This is a genomic window from Providencia vermicola (genome assembly GCF_020381325.1).
In the GTDB taxonomy this organism is placed as follows: Bacteria; Pseudomonadota; Gammaproteobacteria; order Enterobacterales; family Enterobacteriaceae; genus Providencia; species Providencia vermicola.
The window spans coordinates 60,283-79,099 of record NZ_JAGSPI010000002.1; the positions used below are offsets into that span (position 1 = coordinate 60,283).

General features: G+C 40.0%; 12 protein-coding genes. All 12 read right to left on the reverse strand.

Translation table 11 applies throughout. The features are described from left to right. Positions 1–33: 33 nt before the first annotated feature. The 12 genes from recD to rppH all read right to left on the reverse strand — a co-directional run bounded on the left by recD (position 34) and on the right by rppH (position 18,773). On the reverse strand, positions 34–1,881 hold the full coding sequence (recD, locus tag KDJ85_RS02880) for an exodeoxyribonuclease V subunit alpha (protein ID WP_225818399.1): 1,848 nt from the start codon (positions 1,879–1,881) through the stop codon (positions 34–36). Then, on the reverse strand, positions 1,881–5,492 hold the full coding sequence (recB, locus tag KDJ85_RS02885) for an exodeoxyribonuclease V subunit beta (RefSeq protein WP_225818400.1): 3,612 nt from the start codon (positions 5,490–5,492) through the stop codon (positions 1,881–1,883). The genes recD and recB overlap by 1 nt, the downstream gene beginning before the upstream one ends. Continuing rightward, complete coding sequence (ptrA, locus tag KDJ85_RS02890; protein WP_225818401.1) at positions 5,489–8,386, reverse strand: pitrilysin; 2,898 nt, start codon at positions 8,384–8,386, stop codon at positions 5,489–5,491. The genes recB and ptrA overlap by 4 nt, the downstream gene beginning before the upstream one ends. Before the next feature lie 17 nt (positions 8,387–8,403). Beyond that, positions 8,404–11,781 carry an exodeoxyribonuclease V subunit gamma gene (gene recC / locus KDJ85_RS02895; protein ID WP_225818402.1) on the reverse strand — a complete coding sequence of 1,126 codons (3,378 nt, stop codon included), beginning with the start codon at positions 11,779–11,781 and terminating at the stop codon, positions 8,404–8,406. After that, positions 11,759–12,145 carry a type IV pilus modification PilV family protein gene (locus KDJ85_RS02900; protein ID WP_225818403.1) on the reverse strand — a complete coding sequence of 129 codons (387 nt, stop codon included), beginning with the start codon at positions 12,143–12,145 and terminating at the stop codon, positions 11,759–11,761. Before KDJ85_RS02900 ends, recC begins: the two co-directional genes overlap by 23 nt. Further along, on the reverse strand, positions 12,142–12,579 hold the full coding sequence (locus tag KDJ85_RS02905; RefSeq protein WP_225818404.1) for a YgdB family protein: 438 nt from the start codon (positions 12,577–12,579) through the stop codon (positions 12,142–12,144). The genes KDJ85_RS02900 and KDJ85_RS02905 overlap by 4 nt, the downstream gene beginning before the upstream one ends. Continuing rightward, on the reverse strand, positions 12,579–13,184 hold the full coding sequence (locus KDJ85_RS02910) for a prepilin peptidase-dependent protein (RefSeq protein WP_225818405.1): 606 nt from the start codon (positions 13,182–13,184) through the stop codon (positions 12,579–12,581). The genes KDJ85_RS02905 and KDJ85_RS02910 overlap by 1 nt, the downstream gene beginning before the upstream one ends. Beyond that, on the reverse strand, positions 13,178–13,663 hold the full coding sequence (locus tag KDJ85_RS02915; protein WP_225818406.1) for a prepilin-type N-terminal cleavage/methylation domain-containing protein: 486 nt from the start codon (positions 13,661–13,663) through the stop codon (positions 13,178–13,180). Before KDJ85_RS02915 ends, KDJ85_RS02910 begins: the two co-directional genes overlap by 7 nt. Positions 13,664–13,970: 307 nt before the next feature. Continuing rightward, positions 13,971–14,822, reverse strand: coding sequence for a thymidylate synthase (locus KDJ85_RS02920; RefSeq protein WP_225818407.1), 852 nt, complete (start codon positions 14,820–14,822; stop codon positions 13,971–13,973). Between the two features lie 111 nt (positions 14,823–14,933). Beyond that, the gene (lgt, locus tag KDJ85_RS02925) at positions 14,934–15,830 is read right to left on the reverse strand and encodes a prolipoprotein diacylglyceryl transferase (protein ID WP_225818408.1); all 897 of its coding nucleotides are present in this window, start codon (positions 15,828–15,830) and stop codon (positions 14,934–14,936) included. A 158-nt stretch (positions 15,831–15,988) separates the two neighbouring features. After that, complete coding sequence (ptsP, locus tag KDJ85_RS02930; protein WP_225818409.1) at positions 15,989–18,235, reverse strand: phosphoenolpyruvate--protein phosphotransferase; 2,247 nt, start codon at positions 18,233–18,235, stop codon at positions 15,989–15,991. A 4-nt stretch (positions 18,236–18,239) separates the two neighbouring features. Next, positions 18,240–18,773, reverse strand: coding sequence for an RNA pyrophosphohydrolase (gene rppH, locus KDJ85_RS02935; protein ID WP_206083716.1), 534 nt, complete (start codon positions 18,771–18,773; stop codon positions 18,240–18,242). Between the last annotated feature and the right edge of the window lie 44 nt (positions 18,774–18,817).

Here is an 18,817-nt window from a genome sequence, read left to right on the forward strand (position 1 = left end):
TGGTTTTATTACCTATACTATCACTTGTCATGGTTACACTAACTGTCTCGTTAGCCCACTACGGCGTTTTGTTGGTGTTTCGATTGCCCGACGTAATATCTTCGGATTGCTATAAAGGGAAAGTTCTTTTTTTGCTCGAGTGATTGCGGTGTATACCAATTCTCGAGTAATAACGGGTGAATATAATTGGGGCAGAACGAATGCGGTATGAGTAAATTCCGAACCTTGTGATTTATGAACCGTCATCACATAAGCGGTTTCATGTGAAGGAAGTCGATTTGGCTGAACTCCGCGAATGCTCCCATCAGGAAACTGAAAATAAGCTCTAAGCGCGCCTTCTTCATCAGGCAAAATAATGCCAATATCGCCATTAAAAAGCCCTAATGGGCTATCATTACGGCTGATCATTATAGGCCGACCTGCATAATGTTTATTCAAATGGTTATAAGGCCGATTGATTAGCCCTTGACGATGAAGTAGCTTTTCTAGTTTATCGTTTAGCCCAACGACACCAAAAGGCCCTTCTCTTAGCGCGGTTAACAACCGATATTGATTAAACTTAGATAAAATTTCTTCGGGCGTTTTATTTGCTTTTACTGCAAGTAAGTAATCTTCATAGCAAGCTGAAGCATCAAATAAAATTTTCACATAATCATCTGCGGTCTCTTGTACATAATTATGCACATCCACTACCCCTTGGTTTAACAGCTTCTGAGCCCGAACGGAATTACCATCGTTAACAGCAAAAGCGAGTTGCCCAATACCTGATTGTGCTGAAAAACGATAACTTTTGCGTAATAAGCACAAACTATCACGAATAACAGGGCCTTCAACTGACGAGTATTCACCTAGTGAATAACCTGTAATTTCCGCCAATTGCTTCGCTCTTTCAGGGCTATAGCCAATATCTGCAAACTGGCAGATATCTCCGAGTACCGCTCCTGCTTCTACTGATGCAAGCTGGTCTTTATCACCCAGAAATATCAATTTTGCCTGTTCAGGTAGCGCCTCAATCAATTTTGCCATCATCGGTAAATCAACCATCGATGCTTCATCGATAATTAAGACATCCAATGACAATAAATTATTGCGATTAAAGCGAAATTGTTGACTTTCTGGTTGAGCCCCTAATAATCGATGCAACGTCTTTGCTTGATTTGGCAAAATTTCACGCTCTTTTTCAGTCAGAGGCATGCCTTTCATCGCATTACCAAGGGATTCCGTTAACCTTGCCGCTGCTTTCCCTGTTGGAGCCGCCAGCTCAATCTTTAACTGATTCTCCTTTTGCGTTTCCAGCTTAATTAAAGCAGCCAGTATGCGGGCAACTGTCGTGGTTTTTCCCGTACCTGGCCCCCCTGAAATAATGGAAACTTGACTGGTTACTGCAACTGCCGCTGCAATCTTTTGCCAATCAATACTTTCTGAAATAGGAAAGAGAGTATCTAACACGGTTTGAATTTGTTGATTCTGACTATTTTTCACTGACCTGTTAGAGAAAAAATGAGCAACACACTGCTCATACTGCCACATACGTTGAAAATATAAATAATCCCCCGAAAGCAATAACGGGGAGAGGCTATTTTCTGATGTTAAAGAGACCGCATGCGCATTTTGCACAGCTTGATAAAGTGTTTTTTTGTCAGGCTGCCCCATTCTTTGCCAAAAATCATTTGCAAGCTCTTGATGACGCCCTGAAAATAGATTATCCAATGTCACGTCGGATAATGCTAAACACACATGTCCTGTCATGGTTTCCGCACTCAAAAGCGCAGCAACAACCAATAAAATGGGATTGTTTTCATCAGCAATACTGTAAGCAAATTGCACATCTAAAGGCGTAAAAACTCGCTCTTCAATCCCTCGATTAAAAAGAGATTTCATTAGCATACCTCCTTATCGGGTGTATCGCTAAACAGTTGCTCGATAGCTTGAATAAACGCTTTTTCTGGGCGATAAAAGAAAATGCCATTCTGTGAATTAACGTTATTAATTCCTCTTAAAAAGAGATAATACACACCACCAAAATGCGTTTCGTAATCGTAGTCAGGTAAGCGCTGTTTTAAATAGCGATGTAGCGCCAAGGAATACAATTGATATTGTAAATCATAGCGGTGATCAATCATTGCTTCAGCCATCGCCTCTTGCGTGTAGAATGAAGCATCTTCACCAAGGTAATTCGATTTATAATCAAGTAAATAGAATTTTCCATTCCAATAAAAAGTTAAATCGATAAAGCCTTTTAAAATCCCCTGCACTTTTTCAAAATTTAATGGCGGACATCGTTTAGATAACGGATCATAGCGATGCGTTACGTTATCTAAGCTTTTCGCATTAATGATGGCGTCAATGGGCAAATAAAACTGCATTTCATCAAGCTGATCTTGTAACGGCAATACGGATAAACAAAGCCCATCGTCAGAAAGGGGAGCATCTACGATTGCTTTTAACCATTCTTGCAACATGGGCGCCCATTTAACATCAAACCCCGAACCTTCAAGCTTTTCAGTTAACCACTCGAGTAAAACTGGCTCGCTAAAGCCAATTTCCTCCATCAAGGTATGCAAAAAAGTTCCAGGTGATGCGCCTTTAGGAAACTGATGAGGCGTTAAGATGTTATCGATTTCATCTTCTTGTTGTTCGATATCAACACTCGCTTCGACATCCATTTTAGGTGCCAATGAGTTTGCAAACTGTAATGGAGAAACTGTTTGCTCATCTTCTACATGGCTAGCACCATAACTAAGCCCTGAATAGCTGGTTACCCGCCAGTGATCGTCAAAGTAACGAGTTAGTTCCCTCGCCATTAAATCGCCATGAGTTTCTTTGTCTAACACAAGTCTTTCAGGTTCAAACTGACCAATAGGAATAACGTCAATAATCTCATTGCCAATCTCATTTAACATATTATTTAGCAGCAGATGATCACCTGGCTCTCCTTTTTGGATAACGTAGCCAAGGGCTGATAAATGTAAATCCGTTTCACCACTTTTCTTTCTGTTTCCCTTTATTAACGGAGCAATACCGACGCTACAGTGATAAATTGCACGAGTTAATGCTACATACAGCAAACGGAGATCTTCAGCTAAACGTTCTTCATCTGCTAAAATAACGGTTTCTTCACTATCTTCTAAATCTAACCTCGTACCATAATCATTCCTATCATGATATAAGCCTTTAGATTGCGGTAAGAAATTGCTAGCGAAAGGTAACCACACAATTTTATATTCAAGGCCTTTTGATTTGTGGATTGTACTAATTTGAACAAGGTGCTTATCGCTTTCCAAGCGCATCTGCTGTGCGTCCGATTGATGATCGGGATGAGCAATTTGTTGTGCTAACCAGCGAGTTAGTGTGTGCTCACCTTCAAGTTGAACTGACATTTCCTGCAATAACTCACCGATATGCATAACATCCATCAAACGCCTTTCACCATCAATTGAAGATAATAATGTTTCAGCAATATGGCGCTGTGACATTATCATTCTCAACATTGGCAATACACCTCGTTTTTGCCAGACGGTAGAATAGCGAGAAAATTCATCAACGAGATTTTCCCATGCTTTCTCATCATGGTTGAGTTCATCAATCTCTTTCGCGGTTAGCCCTAAAATCCCTGTTGCTAATGCACTTCGTAGCACGCGCTCTTTTTCAGGTGTCAATACTGCCTGTAGCAGCCACAATAAATCCCTCGCTTCAGGTGTTGAAAATACACTTTCCCTATTTGATTGAAAAACTGAAGGAATATTTAGCTGATTTAAGGCATCTCTAATTAATACTGCTTCACGGCGGCTGCGCACCAATACAGTAATATCTGAAGCGGAAACTGAAACCTGTTGTTCATTATTCACGAAGTATGTTTTACCTTCGAGCCCACCTTGCAGGTATTGTGCAATTTGCGCTGCACATTGTTTCGCCATTCCATGTTCATATTCAGAAACAGAGACCGCTTCTGCATCTAACTGCCAAAAAGTGAGAGCCTTGACCTCATTACCTCTGTTGACCAGTTTTTTCCCTACATTTTGTTGTGCAAAGTTAACGGGCTGGAATGGAATTTGTTCAAAAATAAAAGGCGATTGGCAATGGCTAAATACACGATTTATGGCTTCAACCATACTCTGTGATGAGCGATAGTTGGTTTCTAATGTGTAGTGAGCGCTAACTTCTTTTTTCGCTTCAATATAGGTAAAAATATCTGCGCCACGAAAAGCATAGATGGCTTGTTTCGGATCACCAATAAATAAAAGAGCTGTATCATCAACACCTTGATAAATTCGCCGAAAAATACGGTATTGCTGTGCATCTGTATCTTGAAACTCATCAATCATTGCAACAGGAAAACGTTGGCTAATCGTCTGTGCTAAAAACTTACCGCCATCATGACTCAGCGCACGGTCTAAACGCGTTAAAAGGTCATCGAACCCCATTTCTCCGCGACGATGTTTTTCATCAGCAATAGTTTGCCTAACTTCTGAAATCGCTAATGGGATCACAATATCTTTCAACGTGAGTGATTGAGTGAGTAACACCTCAATTTGCTGAAAAACCGCATGCTCAGGGCCCTGCCCACTTTTTGATTTTTCATGTAATACCGTTTGAGAAAAACGAACAAGATCTTTTGGAAGATCATAATCTTGGGTGATTTCTTCCGCCCACTGGCCTATTTTGGTTAACCAACCGGGTAAAAAACGAGAACTGTAACTTCGTTTATCAACATCAGAGCCTGTAATGAGTTTTTCAAAATCCCCTGCATTTTCTCGCCAAGATAGTTTCACCGATTCAATCAGGGAAATTATGCGTTGATGCCGCTCCTCCAAAGACTCTTGAACCCTAGGCTGATTAATAATAAGCGGCATATCTCCTTGTAAGAAAGGCCTTATTTCAGCTAAAAGAGACTCAGGGCCATTCCATTCGGACTGCACGACTTTAGTCATTGAGTAATCAAGCGGGTAAAAATGGCGTCGCCAAAAGTCTGCACAGGCTTGCTTTTGAATTGGAAATTCATCTTGGATCATTGTTTGTTCAAAGAGTACACCAGATTCAAATGCATTATGCACTAGCATCCTTTGGCAAAACCCATGGATAGTATAAATAGCAGCCTCATCCATTTGCCGTTCAGCCGCCAATAACCACTCTTGTGCAAACTTTAATTGTTCTTCACCCGAAAGCTCACCAAGCAACTCCAAATATTCAGGTTGAGATTCAAAGCCAACGCCATTTCTTAAGCAAACCAAACGCATTTCATGAATTCGCTGACGTATTCGTCCACGTAATTCATTTGTTGCAGCCTCGGTGAATGTCACCACCAATATTTCTTCAACACTAAGCGGTCTAGGGAACGCATTTCCCCCCCCTAGACCTAATAAAAGCCGCAGATAGAGTATACCAATAGTATATGTCTTCCCTGTTCCCGCAGAAGCTTCTATTAATCTTTGTCCACGTAATGGTAAAGAAAATACATTTAATAGTTGGGACTCTACCTGCACTTTATTCACTCAGCATCTTCCTTTATTGGCAAAATCTTTTGTAACTCTGAAGCTGTTGGGTAAAATACCCAATCTTTCAGTTGAGCAAAACCAGACTTCGCATCCGCACCTTGACCAATGACTTGAGATGTTAATGCTAGCCCTTTTCGCTTAATGACTGCATTTTCGTAATATTCAATGACTTGCTCTTTCGTTGCAGCCCCTAAGGCCAACAAAACTTTCTCACGGGTGTCAAAACTAAAAATATTACGTGAGAAGTCTGATGAATAACGCCCAAGCTCTTCATAAAATGTCTGCGGTGGCTGGTTCATTTCAGTAATAATTGATTGTTTATACTGACTAAACTCTTCAACTGGCAGCTTTTTAAGTTTATCTAATGCCTGAGCATAAAACGCTTGATAGCGCGTGTTAAGGTAATCGGGTGTCTTGGCATTACTTTGTAATAAAAAGCCCATTCCCCACTGGTCACCTAAGCCAGATTTAAATGCAAATACCGCATAACCTAGCTGTTCATTAGTCCTTAATTGATCATAAAACCAAGGCTGAATAACCTTCGCTAAAATACCTGACAGCACTGCGCCATCTATGCGACTATAGCCATCTGGAACAAAGATTTCAGCTAGTGCGTTATCGGTACTATTCCCTTGTTTATGGAAGTCAGCTAAATAGTTTTTATCAATAACAACCACATCACCACGCCACCATTCAGTCCCCTCACTATGTAATAACTTTTGAGCATCCTGAATTGTTTTGATACTTTGCGACTCACTCATGTTACCGAAAACGAGTGCTTGTAATGCTGCGCTTTTCACCAATAGCTGACGATAACGAGTCAAGTCACCTAACGATATGTTCTGCAACTCAGCAAGACGCTGCTCTTGTTCAAAGTAAGGTACGCTATTAATGCGCTGAAGAGGCTGCATTGCCAATTCATAAGCTTTAGCATTATTTGCAACAGCTATTTGTTCCTTATACCAAGATTTTGCCTGTGCTAACTCTTGCTCTGTTGGCTCAAAGCTTAAATACAGCTTAGTCATTGATAGAAAGAGTTCTGGTAAATGTTGCGTATAACCACTCGCATTAAGCTGTAAACCAACATCTTGTGAAACAGAAACAGACATACCCGCAACGGATGCTTGATATTGCAGCTCATCCATTTTTAATGACGAAATATATTGCAGTAATGCCCCTGTTACTTGGTCTTTCGCACTCTGATTACCTTGCTTTGTACGTAAAGACAATGTGATATTTGCTTTAGGTTCATCAGCAAAATATTGGCTTGGCATATATAACACACGAGTATTTCCATTTTGGTAAATAAACTCAGGGTGTTTATAGGCTTTTTCTGGTTTAATTAAGGTTAGTTTATCCGCAATGTAAGGGTTTAATGCTGGCAGTTTAAAGTGCATTTTAGACTCTAAACTATCCCAATTTTCAAACTGTTTTTGCGTGATCTGATCAACTTGATAAGGCGCTTCAACAAAATACGCTTTTTTATTGCTTGGTTCATCAGGGCTAATAAACCAGATTCTTGCATTTTTTGCAGTCAACTCGGATAGACGTTGCTTAATGGCTGCTGGATCATATTTATCTGCAATATAATCAGAATCAAGCACATGATTAACAGGAACATCGATCATTTGGTCAGACAACCATTCGATGTAGTTCATATCCCTAACAACCGAACCATAGCGGAAAGATAAGTTAAGCACTTTTGCAATTTCATCAAAATAGCTTTTGCTTATGCCATCATTTTTGATTAAATCTATATAGGAGAAAATAGCGGCGATTATCTGGTCTCGCTCCTGTAACCCCTTATCCGTTAAAGTGACATAAATAGAGAAAGAACCATAATTTCTATCCGCGTTTGGTGATGCTGATGCACTTATTCCTTCAGCTAAACCCTGCGAAATTAACCAGTCAGCTAATGTTCCAGGGCTACGATTCCCAAGTAGGTAACTAATATAGCTATCACTTTTACTGCGAAAATCCGCCATATTGTTTTTAATACTAAATTCAATTTGAATCGCTTTTTGTGGCTGCGCTGGCACGTAATGAATAATAATGCCTTTTTCTTTATCCGTAACCGCTTGAGTATTAATGGCAGGAACACTGGCATTAAAATTAGGAATACGACCAAACGTTTCTTGCGCTATATTGGCAAGAGATTCAATTGATTGATCACCATAAAGAACACCATTCATCAAATTCGCTGAATAATAATGTTTATAAAAACCAACAAGTTCATCCTGTAATTTACTGTTAGGCTTATCTTTTAATGTATCTAAGTTACCGCCAGAAAAACGAGAGTTAGGATGTTGTGGGTTTAGTGTTTCAGAACGTACTTGCCATATACGCATTCCATCGCGAGAACGCGCCATCGTTAATTCTGCATTAACTGCATTACGCTCTCTATCTGCATTAGTAGGATCCAATAACGGCTCTGCTAATGCATCAGCTAATCTGTCAGTCGCCTCTTTTAATGCGCCGTTCTCCACTTCAAAATAATATGCTGTTCGGTGTGGTGCAGTACTGGCATTATGGCTACCGCCGTGTTTTTGTAAGAATTCAGAAAAACTACTTGGTTCTGGGTATTTTTTAGAGCCCATCAGTATCATATGTTCTAAATAGTGAGCTAACCCTAGCTGGCTATCTGGATTTTCAATACTTCCTACTGGTATAGAAACGGCTGCTAATGATTTTGTTGCTTTAGCATCAGACACCAATAAAACCGTCATATTGTTCTTCAGTTTTATTGCCTTATACTCGCGAGGGTCGCTCTCACTCTTATTAATCGTCTCAGGTAACAATTGCCATAATGGTTGAGCGGCAATAGCACTACCACACCCTAATACTATGAATAATAAGAATAGTTGGGCGATTTTTTTGGATAAATATTGCATCCTATAATGCACTCCCGTTATTTTAAATATTTAGTCATTGGCTGTAAAAAACACTGAGTATTCTGTAACAACGATTGAATCATTGTACTATTCAAGTTTCTACAAGCCCTCAACACGTAATCATCTTCCATCTCACCTTTTTTCATCGAACTCCCTTGGAGACTTTGAATTAAGGCTGATAGTGCTTTTTGTTGGTTATCCTCTGAAACGAAATCATATTGCTTCGTTTTTTTATCAAAACATGCATTTAACCAACTCCAACCACTTTGGTTTAAAAGAATTAATGGGGAGTTTAACCCTTCACAATAACCTTTTACTAAGCTTTTTAAGTAACCTAATGCATCATCTTTTTCAATGGATGAAAACTGCCAAATACTGTTATCGCGCCCCAATGCAATGCTCTCTCCTTCGCCAACTTGAACATTAAAAAGAAGATGCTCAATCCATAACTGCATTCCATCATTCGCAGTTAGATAAGCTGGACGGTAACGTAATATACCTGCTTCGTGCACATTCTGAAGTTGCCCTGTCAATTTGATCCCTTCAATTTCGCAATCTATTGGATAATCAAACGGTTGAACTTCATAATCTTTTATTTTTTCAGCTAATGGAATAATCTCGTTAAGCTGTTGCTCCCAAAAAAGTTGACCAAATTGTTTCGCTGGCAGCTGCCCTGATGCTTTAAGTGCATGATAAAAAGGATCAGGGCTTTCCTCTTTGACCAGCAAATCTAAAATTTGGTCGTTAATTTTATAGCGTTGTAGCCGCCCAAGGATAAAAGGTTCTTCCTCTGGGAGCTCGGTATCTTCAATTGAGAAATGAACTTTCAGACGTTGCTGGAAAAATGCACGAATAGGATGACGATAAAAACGTAAAAGCTGCTCTAAAGAAATATGCGTAATTTTTTCTTCTGGATCTTGAAGAACTGAGCAAAAAGAGGTGTCTACACTCTCTGTCGTCTTCGCTGCAGGTAACCACTCTTTAGCAAAACTTTGATAAGGGGCTTGAGGAAGATAGTTTTCTTTCGCAAAAGGAACTCGATTGTGTTGAGTAACCAGATGAGATCTTAGCCGCTTAGAACTGTCATCGATATTGAGGAACTCATCACCTTCTAAGCAGAAACTTTGGCAAATATAATCGAGTAGCTCCGTCACTAAGACAGATGGATTGCATGGTTGATTATCACGAATTGAGAGCCCGATATAGCTAATATACAGCTGTTTACTTGCTGAATTGAGCGCTTCTAAAAAGAGGTAACGGTCATCATCTCGACGCTTTCTATCCCCTCTTGCAGGCTTCTCTGCCATTAAATCAAAACCCAATGGTGGAATACTACGTGGATAGGCTCCATCGTTCATCCCCAGCAAACACACGACTTTAAATGGAACAGAACGCATTGGCATCAATGTACAAAAGTTAACGGCTCCTGCTAAGAAACGCTGACTAATTTTTTCATCATCAAAGCGTACGGAAAGTTCGTCCCTAATCAAACGAAGTGGAATCGCTTCTTCATAACCTGATACCATCGCATTTTCAATAATTTGATGCCATTGGTCGGTTAAAAGCGCTAAGACGAGCTCAGTTTCACTATCAACCATAAAACAACTATCAATAATTTGCTGACAAAGCTCTTTCCATTCGTTGAGCGTTTTTTCTAGCGCTAATATGGCACGCCATTCTCTTAATGTATTAATTAATAAAGCCAATTTTCCTGCTAGTTGAGCAGCCAACCCACTACACTCATCGTAAGGCAAAATACCATTCCATGGACCATTTCTACTATCCATAGCATACCCCAATAGCATTCGGCTTAAACCAAATTGCCACGTATTTTGTCCTATAACGGGTAAAGCAAATGAACGTACATTATCATCATCAAGCCCCCAGCGGATCCCTGACTCGTTCACCCAACGTCGTAGCAAACTTAATTCACTTTCATCAATCCCAAAATGCTGAGAAAAAGCCTTAACCTCAAGTAAACTAAGTACTTGTTCCGTAGAAAAACGACTTTGTGGCAAATCTAACAATGTGATAAATGCCTGCAAAATTGGATGAGCTTGTAATGCTTTCCTGTCAGAAATAGAAAAAGGGATATAATGTGAAGATGTTGTATTACCAAAAACAGCTTGAATATACGGTGCGTAGCTATCTATATCTGCCACCATAACAATGACATCTCTTGGTGTTAATGATGGGTCTTCTTCAAAAATAGAAAGCAGGTGATCTTGCAACACCTCAACTTCACGTTGGGCGCTATGACACAAATGGAACGAAATAGAATTATCCCCTTTATGTATTAGCCCTTTTCCTTGGCTTGTCTTATAGTTTTCTATTGTCGTCCCAAGTTGGGCGTGATCCTCAAGGTCTAAAATATCTTGCTGAATATTTTCTAGCAGGCTCGCTCTATTTGTATCAACATAAGCAGAAATTTCATTCGCTGTATCAATTTGAGAAATAAAATATAAATTATCTCGACCAAGCTTTCCCCACGAGGCCAGCAGCGGATTCACAACATCCTGCTCCCCCTCGTCATTAAATAGATGAGTTACATGCTCTTCAATTTTAAAACGCGATATCTCATGCTTATCAAGATAATGGCGTAATTTCCTTTGTTGCAATCTGGCTAAAAAAGAAGCGCTCTGAATATCCCCCCAATAATAACGGCAAGGGTTTGTAAACATTAAATGGATGTCGGTATGTTCCGCAATGGCATTCAACGCTTGAAGATAAACAGGTGGGAGTGATGAAATTCCGCAAATAAAAATACGCTTAGGAAGCATTTTCCCTAAAGAAGGTGTACTTCTCAGCTTATCAATAAAATTTTCGTATAAGTTAGCTCGATGCCAAGGTGATTGATTTAATTCATTTGAGTATTCAACAAGACATAGCCACAACCTTTTCTGCCATAGCTGATTAGTACTAAGCCCTTCTATTAGCTCATTTTGTTGCCATTTTTCAATCCATTGAGGCCGATAGACTAGATATTGGTCAAATAGGTCTGCAACCCTTCCCGCAAGCTGATGAAGTTTTCGTTTATCGGTATCATGTTGTAGATAATGTCTTAATGGCTCAAATTCATCATCATCAATAACCTTGGGTAAGATTGTCATCAATTTCCATGTCATTGCATGTTTGGTATACGCACTTTCTTTCGGTATCTCAGGTAGCACACGTCTGAACATGTCCCATATAAACGTCGCTGGCAACGGGTAGTTAATATTTGCGGCAATCCCAAATTGCTTTGCGAGTTCAATCTGTAACCACTGAGACATTCCAGGGCTTTGCACTAAGATGATTTCTTGTTCAAAGGGGTGAGATAAAGGCTCATTCTTCATTAAATGAGCAATGAGCTCTTTTAACAAATCTAATTGGTTAGAATGATAGACTTGGAACATGACGCTCTCCTATTGAGCAATACCAACGGCTAAGCGAAAGCCGCTGCCTAGGAATAAGTAATGAAACCATCAACTCAGTGCAAAACTCCGCTGGGTAGCGGTGACTTTGCTCAATCTTTCCAACAGAGTATCGTAAATCTGTATCAATGAAAGACCTTTCCGTCTTCGAAATTTTATCGACCAGTATTCGTTGTTTTTCTAATGCACTATGCAATTCCCTGACAGCCATTGAACTCTTATATAATTGATTAAAATTCAATACGATATATTGTGTATAGTTTAGCAAAGCGATAAGCAGGATAGCAAAAACCACCATAGCTATCATTGATTCTATTAATGCAAACCCTTGTTGTTGTCTTTTCACAAACAAAATCCTTTTTGTTGAACAGGACAATAATCTAACCAGCCATTCTTACGGGGAGTAACTCTCTGCTTCAGAGGATCCCATTCAACCCATTGATATACTTTAATATCTAAACCATCTTTATAAGAACTTTGACCTGATAAAATAGAAGTTGAGCGACCATAAGGCTTTAAGCAGCTTTTCCAATTCTGTGTTGCGTCTTGCTGACAAACCCATTTTTTCTTTGTATTTGTTTCCCAAGATAGCGTTAAACCCCACGCTAACGCGGATTCCGCTCGGTTAAACGTATGATAATATTTAGTTTCTTTGTGCCACTCATCTAAAGCTCGACGTTGAAAAAAATGAAGAGAACTCATTAATAACAAACTCATAGTCATTAAAACAACTGTCATCACTAAAGCAATATTGCCTCTTTGGCTGTCCATTTTTGCCATTATAAATTCCTAAGCTTTACTGAGATTCTGTACTCAAAAAGCTGTCCAGCTAATAACCTTGTTTCAACACTCATAATAACTTCAAGTAGTTGAGTATCTTCAATCCAATTAAAAGCTAATTTTTTTACTGTAACCAATTTTGCATCGAACAATGACTGCCAACGTGTTCCGCTACAATCCCTAACATTTCGGTTTGACTCTAACTTTCCATTATTTAGCCGATAACCAAAATAGTCGGTCTCTCTTTTTTTTGACTTAACATCCACCCACTCACCTGATAAATCTTGGTCATAGGCAAAAATGATACACGTATTTTTTCCCTCACTTAACGATTTAGCGCTAATCATTATTGGTTCTCCCTGACAACTAGAATTGTGGCAATAACCAATGCGCCTAAAGTCCTTTTCCATATTAAGTAAAACCTGCCTAACATCCCTATTTATTTGATATTGAAAATAAGCGCGGTAAGTTTGCTTAAAGATTGAAGGGATACTATTCATAACAGCGAGACAAATAAGGCTACTTATTACCATTGCAACCAACATTTCAATTAATGTGAACCCCTTTTGCCTTGCCTTATTTAAGCAATTTGCCAGCGTCAACATTTAGGTATCCCTGCCATACCAAAGTGTGAACAGGCTCTAACTCGCCCTAAAGCAGACATATAAATAGAAATAACCCTATCTTTATTCTTTAACTGAAAACTAAATGCGCGGCTGGTGCCTTGCTTCCCATATAACTCGACTGAAGTACGAGTTGAGCTAGCCAGTTCAATTCCCTGAAATTTATCAGATGTAACATTCCCTACCTCTTGGTGTGTATTTGAATCTTTGATGGACATACACCAGTCAGCTTTTCCTGGTCTTACGAAAAGAGTTTGCTGTCGATTCATGTAAATTCCTTCTTTTACATGCTGGTAAATAAACTCAGTCAGTTGCCTCGCAGTATCAATGAGCCGTTGTTGAGCAATGTGCTGTTGCCAAGAATGCAGCCCCGAAAAAGCAGTCAAAGAACAAATAAACAGCACAACTAATATCTCTATTAGTGTAAAACCTAGCTGAGTTTGATCCCGTTTGATTTTCATAAACCCCCTCCATGTATATAGAGAAGGAATCTCGCTAAAAAAAACGGACATAACGAGTAAATGTTTTTCTGTTTACATAGTGCTTCCCAAAAAAGTGGACGCTCTTGGCTTAAGTTCAAATCAATTTGCGAAACGCTTCGCAAAATCATAGAAAGCATCCAAAAAAGTGGAGTTTTTTTACTCAAGGAAAAACAAAATAAAACACACCGGTAAAGTGTAAGTAACTTAAGGAGGAGAAATATGTATTCAAGAATAGGACTGATGGTGGCTCATCATCTCAAGCCACCATAGTTATGAAAGAGAATAATTAAACAGTAAATGGATACTTGATAGCTTCATGACACTGATACCCATCAAGTGTGAAGTCATCTGTTGTTACCCATGTTTCAAGATCTTCTAACGTTTTAATTTTTGGGTTAATTGTTAATGAAGGGGAAGGAAATGGTTCACGCTTTAGTTGCACATCTCTCATCAACGGTAACTGATTTTCATAAATATGTGCATTTACAATTTTATGATAGGCCTTACCTGCTTTATGACCCGTAATCCGAGCCATTAATGCAAGTAAAACAAAGCATTGTACTTGATTGAAATTCAAGCCGAGCGGAACATCACAGCTACGCTGATATGATGTTAGATGCAGCGTATCGCCTAGCAGCGAAAATGTATGAGTGTGCATACAAGGACGTAGGCACCCCATTTCAAATTCACCTGGATTATAGAAGGTGATAATTTCCGCACGGTCATCAATGCCATTTTTTAAGTTATTAACCACTTTTCGAAGTTGATCGAGATGGGTGCCATCTGGGCGTTGCCATGAGCGACCTTGAACTCCATAAACACGGCCCATATCGTCCTCACCTTTTCGATGGGGATTATTTAGCCAAGCTTGGTTTTCATTCGCATTTGCATTCCATGTGTTGCAACCAATTTCACGAAATTGTGCTGCATTATCATAACCACGCAAATAACCCAGTAGCTCAGCAATCGCCGCTTTATAAAAGCTCTTACGAGTCGTAATCAAAGGGAACTGATTATTACCAACATCATATTCAAGATCGGCATTAATTACAGTTAAACAACGAACGCCCGTACGTTTGTTTTCAACCCATTGCCCTTCATCAATAATACGTTGGCATAACTCTAGATACGGCTTCATAGTGGCTCTCTTATTCGAAATAACTTAACTGGCAAGCTTAGAACTAAATACCTTATTTTCAATGAAATTATTGTATTTGAAATACTAAGCTAGCCTCAACAACAAGGTGAGTTAACTACCTTTAGGCTCTTTTTCTGGCTTATGAGCAGGGACATTTCGACCATATTTATATGCCCAAACAATCATTAAAATACCAATAATGATCATTGGGATAGATAAAATTTGCCCCATACTAACACCGCCAAATAACCCAAGCTGGGCATCTGGTTGCCTGAAGAATTCAACAATAATCCTAAACGCACCATAACCAATTAAAAATAGCCCTGAAACGCTCCCCATTGGCCTTGGTTTACGAACAAATAAATTCAGGATAAGGAATAAGACAATACCCTCTAAGAACATTTCATAAAGCTGTGAAGGGTGTCTTGGTAATACACCATATTGCTCTAAAATCGGTAATAAAGAAGGGTCCTGCGCAGCCAATTGAATATCTTCGCTGCGTGAATGCGGGAATAGGAAAGCCCAAGGCGTATCAAGGGTTACACGTCCCCATAATTCACCATTAATAAAGTTACCGATACGCCCCATTCCTAAACCAAACGGGATTAACGGAGCAACAAAGTCAGAAACTTGAAGAAAACGACGACGAGTACGATGTGCAAACCACATCATGGCACAAATCACACCAATTAAGCCGCCATGAAAGGACATCCCGCCATCCCAAACTTTAAAGAGATAAAGCGGATCATCAAGGAAAACTGGGAGGTTATAGAAAAATACGTAGCCAAGACGACCACCAACAAATACACCCACAAACCCAACATACAGCAGGTTTTCAACTTCGTTTTTAGTCCAGCCGCTATTTGGTTTTGCAGCACGACGCCCTGCTAACCATAATGCGAAAACAAAACCAACGAGGTACATAAAACCATACCAGTGCAACGATACTGGCCCAATTGAGAACATAACAGGATCAATTTCCGGAAATGCTAAGTAGCTGTTACTCATCGTTCCCCACTTTTAATGATTAAGCCAATAGTTGGCTGGCTATAAAATATCCAATACACATCAACGCATTTGAATGAGCGCAAAAGCATACAACAAAAGGTATGGTAACTTATACTCGAATATAATAATTTAACCGCAAACACGCAAAAATAAGGAAGCTAAATTCCACCGCGAACAAACCCACCTAAGCGATGAATTTCCATAAAGTGGCTCGCTTCTTTTCGAACATTTTCACATGTTTCTGCCATTAATAATTTATCTACCAAATCCGCCATTAGCTCAGGATCAAGTTGACGAATAAGGTACTTCATCCTCGGAACACTTCGCCCACTCATACTTAAAGAACGGTAACCAAGGGCAATTAATATCATAGCACTGAGTGGCTGGCCTGCCATCTCACCACACACACTGACAGGAAGCGCCAAACGCTGACACTCTTCACTGACCTTAGCCAGAAAGCGAATAACCGCTGGATGGAGATTATCATATAGCGCAGCAACATGTGTATTATTGCGGTCAACAGCAAGTAAATATTGTGTAAAGTCATTGGTACCAATAGAAATAAAATCTACGCGTTTTTTTATCTCTGGCAACAAAAATAACAACGAAGGCACTTCAAGCATTACACCAATTTGTGGCATTTGTACTGGCTGTCCAAGCAATTGGCTGACCTCGCCTTTCGCTCTTTTTATTAATAAAATAGCTTCATCTATTTCATTAATACTGGTCACCATAGGCAACAAAATGCGTAAATTTCCAGATAATGCATTAGCCCGTAGCATCGCCCTTAATTGAATTAAAAAAATCTCAGGCTGATCAAGCATTATGCGGATCCCTCGCCAACCTAGACTTGGATTTTCTTCACTAATAGGCATATAAGGAAGCTGCTTATCTGCCCCAATATCAAGGGTGCGTAGCACGACTGGCTTTGTTGGAAATAACTGTAAAACTTCTTTATATAGCTGTTTTTGTTCATCTTCTGAAGGAAAACCATTGTGCAGCATAAATGGTAATTCTGTACGGTATAGCCCAACACCATCAACCCCTGTATTAATTTGCTGCTCATAGCGCGGACTTAACCCTGCGTTTAGGTGGATCTGTATTTGTTCACCGCCTATTAAGGTTGCATCTTGCTCTAAAGTTCCCTCAGCCAAACGACTAATCACATTCTCTTCTTCAATAATTTGCTGATATTCCTGAGTAATTAGGTTTTCGGGCTCGATGAAAACCTCACCACGGTAACCATCTAAAATCAAATGACGGTTATGCAGTAGAGACGGTTCAATATCCGCTCCCATTATGGCGGGAATACCCATTGCTCGGATTAAAATTGCTGAATGCGAATGCGTTGCGCCATCACGGACAATAACACCTGCCAGCTGCTCCATCGGCAACTCAGCAAGCACACTGGCACTGAGTTCATCAGCCACTAAAATAAAGCGATCGGGCCACTGTTCATTCGCCTTTAACGAATCATCAAGATGAAATAATAAACGCTGACCTAACGCTTTGAGATCTGCGCCCCGCTCTCTTAAATAGAGATCACGTAAACGAGAGAATTGCTCAACATAGTTTTCAATAACCGTTTTCACCGCCCATTCAGCAGCTGCTCCGCCATCAATGGCTGCAAATAGATGTTTTTTAAGCTGAGGATCACTAAGCAAATGATTATAAAGGTCAAAAATTGCTGCGCTTTCTTTTGCAGAACTCGCCATAAAGCGTTTGCTGATCCTCCGGCATTCTGCGGTCGCACTTTCTAAGGCGGTAATTAAACGTTGCTTTTCACTATCGATATTAATGGCGCTAGTTTGGCTGATGCTATCAAAAGAGGGCTGTGAATTGTCTTGCCAACCATAGGCCATTGATATTCCCTGAGAAACAGGGATAGCTTTAATTCTATTTTGCCGATACTGTCCAAAAATCCCTTTGGCTTGTGCTTGTGATAAAATCACGGCAAGCTGCATCGACAGCGTCACCATAAAAGACTCTTCTGTCTCATTAAACAGTCGTTTTTCACGCTGCTGAACGACAAGCACACCTAATAATTGGCGCCGATAAACAATAGGGACACCCAGAAATGCTTTAAGCTGCTCTTCTTTTAATTGAGGAAGGTATTTATATTGAGGGTGTTCACGAGCATCAGCGAGGTTTAGCATTTCAGATTGACGCCCAACAGCGCCAACAACACCTTCATCAAAACCAAGGCGAATAGCAATCCCGCTAGGTTTTTTTAACCCGCGGGTTGCCATTAAGTAATAGCATTGGCGGGGGTGATCTGCCAAGTAAATCGAACACACATCGGTTCGCATTGCTTTGCAGGTTTCATCCACCAACACTTCTAGCGCATCAGTCAAACTTGTCGCCATCGCAACTTTTTCGACAATTTCACGTAAACGCATCAACATAGGCTTACTTTGCTCCGCGCCTACGGTTATTAAAAGCGGGTCGTTGTGGTAATTTCTGTTCCTGTAAAGGCATAACAACTGGAGCGAATTCTTTCATTACACGGCGATAGACTTCCCGTTTAAAAGAAACCACCTGCCTGACAGGATACCAATAACTGACCCATCGCCAGCCATCAAATTCTGGCGATTTACTGCGCTGCACGTTTATATCGGCATCATTACATTGCAGTTGGAGTAAAAACCAACGCTGTTTCTGCCCAATACAAACTGGTTTTGTATCCCAACGCACCAAACGCTTGGGTAATTTGTAACGTAACCAATTACGGGTAGATGCCAGTAACCTAACATCCTTACGCTGTAGCCCAACTTCTTCGTATAACTCACGATACATCGCTTGCTCTGGTGATTCCCCAGGATTGATGCCCCCTTGAGGAAACTGCCATGAGTGCTGACCATAGCGGCGAGCCCATAGAACCTGCCCTTGCCGATTACAAATTACAATTCCTACATTCGGGCGGTAGCCATCATCATCAATCACTCGACTACCCCAATAACCAAATTTGAAAGATACCTAATTGTTTC